Below are 8,123 nucleotides of genomic sequence, written 5' to 3' on the forward strand. Positions count from 1 at the left end.
GCCCGGCTTCACCGTCAGCGTGAGGTCGGACAGCATGGCCGTGCCGTCGGGCGCCGCGATGCACAGGTCCCTCACGCCGATGTAGGGCTCAGGCGTACGGTTCAGGTTGATCGCGGTCTCCCCGGTGCGTGCGGCCTCCGCGGCGGCAAGGCGAACGGCCTCATCGAGCATCAGGATCCGTTCCACCGAGGCCCGCCACCCGGCAATCACGGCCAGGTTGTCCACCGGCCAGGACAGGGCGGCGGTGACCTGCTGGAACGCCTGCCCCGACTGGATCAGCCGGCCGAGGGACAGCGTGCCCTCAAGGAAACGCGGTACTCCGACAAGGACGGGAAGCACGCCGGCGAGGACCACGTAGCCCGAGGAGAAGGTCATCAAACGCGCCAGTCCCACCGTTTGGTCGCGCCATGACTTCCCGATCGTCCCGAAGACGGTCTCGAGCCGTTCGCGTTCGAGAGGTCCACCGCGCGCGACGGCGATGGGCTCCCCGCCTTCGTGGGACCGCACCAGGCTGAAGCGGAACTCGGCCTCACGGGTCTGCCGCGTGTCGGTGGCCCGCACGAGCGGCCGCCCGAGCATGAAGGCGACGACGGCACCGGCTCCGGCATAGCCGAACGCAAGGACGACGAGATGACCGGGTACCGCCACCCCGGCCACCTGGATCCAGCCCGACAAGGACCAAAGGATCCCGATGAACGTCACCAGCAGCAGCACGCAGTAGAACAAGGTGCTGGCCAGATCGACGGCCGCCTCGGTCGCGATGCGGATATCCTCGGCGATGCGCCCGTCCGGGTTGGCGTGGTCGCCGGGAATACGGTCGGCCTGGTAGTGCCGGGCGTCCCGCATCCAGTCCCCGATGACCCGCGCCGTCAGCCAACGGCGCCAGTCGAATTGCAGCCACCGGCGCACCGTCAGATGTGCCGTGTTGGTCGCCATGGTGCCGAGCATGATCATCGCGAAGACGCCGATCTGTTCCATCGCGCGGTCGGTCAAGCGTCGCTCCAGCGCGTCGAACAGATCGGCGGTCCAGAGATTGAGCCAGACCACCAGCGCGACCTGGGCAACCACGAGCAGGGCGAGCGTCGCCGCCAGCAGGCGCGGCCGCCAACCCTGCCGAGACGTCCAGTAGGGGCCGGAGAGCCTCATGAAGTCGCGGAAGAATCGCTTGGTATGGTTCGACCGGGCGCCCAGGCTTTCCTGGAGAACGGCCCGGAACGGCTCGGCAGGTGGTGACTTGTCGGTCATTGCGGCAGCATAGCGCAGCGGACAGCGACCCGTCGGCCTGATTGCCGACGCGCGCGAAGTGCGGGCCTCGGCAGCGAGTGGGAGCATCAGGCCAGCGATCCGAGGGCCACTGCGCCGGCTCCCTTGCGTTGTGTTGCTGTAACGGATGGATCTCCCGCCGCGAAGGGCAGCGCCCGTGGACGATCCCTACACGATCCTCGGCGTCGCGCGGGATGCGAAGCTGGCGGCGCTCCGCAAGGCCTAATGTGCCTCGCCATGCAGTGGCACTCCGGTGCCAAACCCGACAAGCCGGAGGCCGGGGCGCGCTTGAAGCAGATCAGCCGTCCCCACACATTGCTGTCGGCCACCGAACAGCGCGACCACGCCGAGGCGGCCAGCGGCGCTCGCTCCCGCTCCCACCCCGGCGGCTTCGAGACACTGGACGCCTTTGGTAAGGTCTGAAGCCATACTCTACGGACCGGATCGATCAGCCTAGGCTGGTCGAGTCGAGCTGAAGCGCAGCCTGTCGCGGCCGCTGCTCGACGAAGACGGCAAGATCGCTTGGGCTACCATCGCTCATTGTCGTGCGCCGACGCACAGCAGCAGCTCGTTCGGACCCTCCCATCCGCCCGCCTTCGTGAACTGAGCAAGTTCGAGAGCCATTTCGTCCCAAGCCCTCCGCTGGTCATCGGGTGGAAGCAGCCGCAGCAGGTTCAGGATCGGCGAGCCTGCGCTGCGCACGAAGTCGAGGTAGTCCGCGCTGCTCGGTACGCAGAAGGGCACCGCAAGCGGTTGCACGGTCACATCCCTGAACCCGGCTTCGGCGAGCAGCTCCGCCATCAGCCCCGGCTTGCCGAGGCTCAAAAGCGACCCCGGCGGCGGCGGCTGGTCAACCGGCTGGCCTGCATACCGGCGCGCGATGCGACTGGTGATCGTGATGCAGGGATTGGCCTCGGCATGCGAGAAGACCAGCGCCGTGAAGCGCCCACCCGGCGCGATCGCTCGGAGGATGCCCCGCAGCGCGACGAGCGGCCGCTGGCAGAACATGAGGCCAAGACGGCAGATCGCTGCGTTAAAGCTGGCGCCGTCCATGTCCAGTGCCTCGGCATCGGCGATCTGGGTCCTTGCCCAGGGGAGGGCCGCACGGCGCAGATTCGCGTCGGCCAGCGCGACCATGGCAGGCGCGACATCGGTGGCCAGCACCGCGCCGGTCGGACCGACGCGGCGGGTGATGTCGATCGTCTGGTCGCCCGCGCCGGCGGCGACGTCGAGCACGCGCATCCCGGGCCCGATCCGCGCGGCGTCAAGCATCGCCTCAGTTGCCTCCGCCAGCCAGGCCCGGATCAAAGCTGAGTTGCGATCCCAGCCGGCGGCGGCCCGATCCCAGGCCTCGGTGCTATGCTGCATGGCGTCAGCCATCAGTCGGCACGAATGCCGCTGGCGGCGAGGAAGGCCTGCCATGCGGGCCGCTCCTGCGCGATCCGCCCCCTCATCGCCGCGGGCGTCCCGGCGACCGCCGTCATCGCCATGGTGTTGAAGGCAGCGCGCAGCGCCGGATCGGCCGCGGCCTGGCGGATCGCCTCCGCCGTGCTCTCCGCCAGCACGGGCGACGCGCCGCCCGGCAGGAAGAAGCCGAACCATTCGCCCATGACCAGGCCGCGGAAGCCCTGCTCCGCCACGCTCGGCACCGCAGGCAGGAAGGGGCTACGCTCCGCACCCGAGGTCGCCAGCACGCGCAGGCGACCGGCGGCGTGGTGCTCCCGAAGAAGCCCCTCCGGCAGGGCCAGCACGGCGATCCGCCCGGCCAGCAGGTCCGCCACTGCCGGCGGTCCACCGGGATAGGGCACGTGCGTCGCCTCGACGCCGGCTTCCGCGAACAGCTTGGCTGGGAGCAGATGCGGCAGGCTCCCGACGCCTGGCGAACCGAAGTTGGCGACCGCAGGATTGGCGCGCGTCCAGTCGCGCAGCTCGTTCAGGCCGCGCACCGTGGCCGGCACCGCCGGCCCGACCGCCAGGCCGAGGGTCGCCTCGGCGGCGACCGACACCGGCCGAAGGTCGGCGTCTGGGTCGTAGCCGAGTTCCCGGAACAGATAGGGATAGATGCTGGCGACCGCGCCCGCCCCGAGCAGCAGCGTCGAGCCGTCGGCTGGCGCCTGCCTTAGCGCGCCGACCGCGACCCGACCCGCCGCGCCGCCGCGGTTCTCGACCACGACCGGCCGGCCGAGCCGGGCCGCGAGCTGCTCCGCGTAGCGCCGCGCAATCACATCCGGGATGCTGCCCGGCGAGGCGCCGGAGAGGATCCTGAGCGACGCGCCCTGGGCGAGGCCGTTGCGCGTTGGCCCGATCAGCGTCAGCGTGGCCGCCGCGAAGGCGCCGCATATCCCTCCGCGTCGCGAAAGCCCGAGATTTGTCATTCTGCATCTCCTTCCCGACCGATGACATGGTTGCCGGCCCCTGTCCCATTCTGCGAGGGACCGTCTTAGCGATGGGGTAGCAATTGGCGGCCCCGGCAGTCAGAACGGCGCCGCCTCAGCGATCCCGCGGGCCGCCGCGGCGACCAGCAGCGCCGCGATGCCGAGGCGGAACAGCGCTTCGCGCGCGAACACCGCCCGCTGGACAGCCGGCCTTCCGAGCAGCAGTGCCCAGGCCAGGCAGACGCCGAGCGACAGCACCGCGGCCCCTGCCGCGACCGCCCAGCCGGCAGCTACCTCGCAACCGGCGAGCGGGCCGGCAAAGGCGGAAGCGAAGTACGCGATGGTCACCGGGTTGACCGCAGCGGCGCGGAAGCTCGTCAGGAAGCCGGCGCGAAGGCTCTGGCGGGTCGGTTGCGCCGCCGGCCGAGACCGGGCGATCCGGAGCGCCGCGAGCAGCAGCAGGGCGCCACTCGCAAGGGCGAAGAGGTCGAGCACCGGGCCAGAGCGCGGCAGGACGCCCGAGGCCAGGTGCGCCGCGCTGGCGATGAGGCAGACCGCGAGCGCATTCGCCGCGCAGCGCGGCAGCGCCGCCCTCACGCCATGCAGCGCGGCCGCATTGACCACCAGAAGGACGTTTGGCCCCGGCGTCATGGCGACCAGCGCGTAGCCTGCCAGCACCTGCCCCGCCAAGCATGCCCAGATCTCCATGACCGCTCTCCCTGTCGCTTCGCGCGGCGCGGAAGGGCCCGCTGCGGCGCGAGGACAGGGATGGCAGGTGCGGTCTTAGAGACCGGGTAGCGGTTCGCGCAGTCGTGCCGCGGAGTCGGCAAGGCCGGCCCGGGTGAGCCGGTCGGCCGCCTGACCGAGCCCGCGCTGGACGCGGCGGTGCAGCACTGCCCGGCGCTCCATGACCACCGGCAGGGATTCGTCGGGCAGGAGCGGGGCCCGATAGAGCGCCAGGATCGCGGCGCCATGCGCGGCGACCTCCCCTGTGGGGCAGGTCTCGAGCCGCGCGAGCAGCGCTTCCAATGCACCGACATCGGTCCAGCAGCGCTGCGGGTTGAGCTGCAGCGCCCCCTGGCGCAGCAGGACGCGGTCGTCGCCGCCGAGCAATTTCCGGAGCCGGTGCAGCGCATTGTCGAGCGCGTTGCGCGCCGCGTCGCCATCCGAATCCGGCCACAGCGCATCGGCCACGCGCTCCTGCGCCAAGGAGGCGGAGCCATGTGCAGCCAGCAGCCGCAGTAGCTCGAGCAGTCGCCGGCTCTCCTTGCGGGAGGAGGGCAGCGGCGCGTCGGTACGCTCGATCTCGAAGGCGCCGAGAGCGCGGATGCGCAGCGCCCAGGGCCATGCGGCGCCGGCCTCAGGTGGCGCCTTCAGGTCGTTGCGCAGCACCACGTCCTGCGCGACTTGGGGCTCCACGCCGTGTTCCAGCGCCAGCGCCGCGAGGCGGGCCATCATGTCGCCACAGCAGAACAGCATCGGCCCGTGGCGGAAGCCGCAGTCGCGCGCGACGCGGTAGGCGGGGCGAAGATGATCGAGTGCGTCCGGCACGTCGCCACGCCGCAGCGCCGCGTAGGCGGCGACACAGCCGGCCACCCAATGGTGCCAGCGGCAGATCGCATGGAAGGGGTGGGCGAAGACCTCGTCGAGCAGATCGCGCGCCTCGTCATGCGCATCGGTGTGCGCCGCGGCGAGGGCGTTGGCGATGAGGGCGATGTGCTCGCGCATGCGGAAGCCGCTGCCGCGTGCGCTGGCCACCGCGGCGCGCATCAGCCGCAGCGCGGCCGGCCGGTCGTCCTCCAGCAGTGCCAGCATGCCGCGCTGGTGCTCGAAGGCGGTGCGGTCGGGCGCATTGGCGGGGTGCAACGCCGCGGCGGCGCGGTCCTGGTGCCGTCGCGCCCGCACGGCCTCCACCGCGCCGAGGGCGGCAAATACCGCCATGTTCTCCGCCGCCACGCGCTGTCCCGCGAGCGACGGCTCGGCCTCGACCAGCGCAAGGGCTTGCTCGGCATCGGCGAGCGCCTCGGCGTTGCGGCCGAGCAATGCCTTGACGGAGACGCTGACGCCGAGCCAGCGCATCATCGTCACAGGCGCCGCGCGGCCCTGCGCCGCCAGCGCGTCGATGCGCCGCAACACACGGTCCAGCCGGTCCACATGACCGCGCCAGAGCAGGTGGAACGCCAATGACCCCACCAGCAGCCGCTGGCCGAGCGCCGCGTCGAGGTGAAGTAGCCCCTCCGCACGGTCGGCCAGCGGCTCGGCCAGATCGTGCCAGGGTGCATGGTAGACGACGGCGGCGAGCAGCCCCGGCACCAGGCGCATCTCCGCCGCGTCGTCGCCGACGATCGCGGCGCGGTCGGCGTGGCGCGTGAGGACCGCGATCCAGCGGTCGAGCTCGGGCAGCCGTCCCAGCGACACCAGCGCATTTGCAGCACCGGCGGCCGCGGCCAGCGCCGCCGCGCCGTCACCCGCCTTCTCCGCATCCTCATGCGCAAGGACGAGGCGAGACAGGGCCAACGCCGGTTCCCGGTCGAGCAGGCAGAGGCCGTGCCAATAGGCCAGGCTGTCGCGCGATTCCGCTGGCAGCGCCTCGATCAGCCGCAGCAGCGCGCCGGTGCGGCCCTCCGAGACGTAGCGCGGCGCGGCACCGCGCAGCGCCGCCTCGGCCTCGTCCCAGGCACCGACCTCGGCGAGGAGACGGAGCGCGGCATCCGCCTCCCCGGTTTGGAGCAGTGCGGCCGCCGCATGCCGGCGCAGCACCGCGACCTCCTCCGGCGCGGCGGTCGCCTCGAAGCGCCGGCGGAGCAACTCGCTGAACAGGGCGTGAAAGGTGTAGGTACGCTCCGGCCCGTCGCGCCGGTCGGTGAACAGGCTCGATGCTGCGAGGCGTTCCAGCAGCGCCGCGGCATTCGGATGGCCGCTGACTTTCTGGGCGAGGGTGGCCGTCGCGCTCGGCAGGTAGGCGATGGCCGCGAGCGCGCGCTGCTCCGCCGCGCTCATGCTTCGCAGCACCTCGCCTGCGAGGAAGTCGAAGAGCCTTTGCCGCGCCCCCGGGGCTGGCAGGACCGCATCTGCGGGAGAGCCGAGGAGCATCAGTGTCAGGCCAGCGGCCCAGCCCTCGGCGGCAGAGAGCGCGGCGGCAAGGGCCTCCGGTCGGCCGTGCAGGCGCACGAGATCACGCGTCTCCGCCTCGTCGAAGCGCAGCGCCTCGGCATCCAGGACGGCGAGATGCTGGCGCGCCAGCGCCAGTGCGTAATCCGGCGGCGGCGGCTCTCGGCTGAGGAAGATCCACTCGACGCCGCGCGGGAGTTCGCCGAGGACGCGGGCGATCGCATGGTGCAGCGGGTGGTCGGGTGGCAGGTCCTGGTGGTTGTCGAGAACAAGCGTCCACTCGGGCGGCAGGTGGTCGAGCAGCAGGCGCAGACGGCGACTTAGGCTGCCCGCCAGGTCCGGCAGGTCGTCCGCGCCGAAGGCGGGAAGGTCGAGGGGCCGGCCGGCCGCAGCGGCTGCCAGTCTGTCGAGCGAGGCGACGAAGGTCGGCGCGTCAGCGTCGCCTGCGTCCACCTGGAACCAGAGCGTGCGCCGATCGCGAGCCCTCAGCCAGGTGGCGACCAGTGTGGTCTTTCCTGCCCCGGGCGGAGCGGCGATCCAGACACCCGGATAGTCGGCCAGACCATCGAGTGCCGCGAACAGGCGCTGACGGTCGAAGGCACGGCCGAGCCGCGGTGGCGACAGCTTGGCAAGCGCGGCAGGGACACGGGCGGCCGGTTGGGTGCTCATGGGTGGCTCCTTCGCCTCATCCCTGCTCTCGGCGCTGATGACCCAGCTTAATTAGCAAAGCAAAGCGGCGGAAAGCTCGAAGGCCCGCGCCAGCTTCCTGGCGAGTGACCGGACCTACGGTGCCCGCCGGGTCTGGCACGACGTCCTGGCGGACGGCGTCGATTGCGGCCTGCACAGGATCGAGCGGCTGATGCGCCAGGGTGCGCTGCGGGCCAGGCCACGGCGACGTGGCCTGCCGCCGGACAGGGGCGAGCGGGCACCAGTCCCGGCCAACATCCTTGACCGCCAGTTCCAGGCGGAGGCTCCGAACCAGAAGTGGGTGGCCGATTTCACCTACATCTGGACCGTCGAGGGCTGGCTCTACGTCGCCGTCGTTATCGACCTCTTCTCACGCCGCGTCGTCGGCTGGTCGATGAGCGCCACGATGGCAGCGCAGCTCGTCACCGATGCGTTGGTCATGGCCATCCGGCGCCGTGGCAGGCCGAAAGCCCTGCTGCACCATTCGGACAGGGGCAGCCAATACAGCAGCGAGGGGTTCCGGCGGCTGATGGCCGACCATGGCGTCACCTGCTCCATGAGCAGGTCGGGCAACGTGTGGGACAACGCAGCGATGGAGAGCTTCCTCTCATCGCTGAAGACCGAGCGCCTTGCCCGTAAGAACTACCGGACCCGTGACGCCGCCCGAGCAGAGGTGTTCGACTACAT

The 8,123-nt window shown here is 71.3% G+C and carries 6 protein-coding genes and 1 pseudogene; 2 read left to right on the forward strand and 5 right to left on the reverse strand.

Going from position 1 to position 8,123, the window contains the following annotated elements:
- The coding region (locus Q8S40_RS14725) for an SbmA/BacA-like family transporter (protein ID WP_305670969.1) at positions 1 to 1,245 on the reverse strand (1,245 nt) is incomplete at its 3' end.
- A gap of 255 nt (positions 1,246 to 1,500) precedes the next feature.
- Here Q8S40_RS14725 and Q8S40_RS14730 point away from each other — a divergent pair.
- Positions 1,501 to 1,686 (forward strand): hypothetical protein, encoded by a 186-nt coding sequence (locus Q8S40_RS14730; protein WP_305670970.1) that lies wholly within the window; start codon positions 1,501 to 1,503, stop codon positions 1,684 to 1,686.
- 114 nt (positions 1,687 to 1,800) lie between these two features.
- Here the strand turns inward: Q8S40_RS14730 and Q8S40_RS14735 are convergent, their stop codons facing one another.
- From Q8S40_RS14735 to Q8S40_RS14750, 4 genes are all read right to left on the reverse strand, one after another.
- Positions 1,801 to 2,631: a class I SAM-dependent methyltransferase gene (locus Q8S40_RS14735; protein WP_305670971.1), complete on the reverse strand. Its 831-nt coding sequence runs from the start codon at positions 2,629 to 2,631 to the stop codon at positions 1,801 to 1,803.
- Between the two features lie 11 nt (positions 2,632 to 2,642).
- Positions 2,643 to 3,638 carry a tripartite tricarboxylate transporter substrate-binding protein gene (locus tag Q8S40_RS14740; RefSeq protein ID WP_305670972.1) on the reverse strand — a complete coding sequence of 332 codons (996 nt, stop codon included), beginning with the start codon at positions 3,636 to 3,638 and terminating at the stop codon, positions 2,643 to 2,645.
- Positions 3,639 to 3,737: 99 nt separating this feature from the next.
- Positions 3,738 to 4,328 carry a LysE family transporter gene (locus Q8S40_RS14745; protein WP_305670973.1) on the reverse strand — a complete coding sequence of 197 codons (591 nt, stop codon included), beginning with the start codon at positions 4,326 to 4,328 and terminating at the stop codon, positions 3,738 to 3,740.
- Positions 4,329 to 4,421: 93 nt separating this feature from the next.
- A complete protein-coding gene (locus tag Q8S40_RS14750) occupies positions 4,422 to 7,418 on the reverse strand; it encodes a hypothetical protein (protein WP_305670974.1) in 2,997 nt (998 codons plus the stop codon).
- A gap of 91 nt (positions 7,419 to 7,509) precedes the next feature.
- On the opposite strand from Q8S40_RS14750, the pseudogene Q8S40_RS14755 reads away from it, so the two are divergent.
- Positions 7,510 to 8,123 (forward strand): annotated as a pseudogene (locus Q8S40_RS14755) (IS3 family transposase); the annotation flags it as partial.

Source organism: Falsiroseomonas sp. (assembly GCF_030695085.1).
In the GTDB taxonomy this organism is placed as follows: domain Bacteria; phylum Pseudomonadota; class Alphaproteobacteria; order Acetobacterales; family Acetobacteraceae; genus Falsiroseomonas.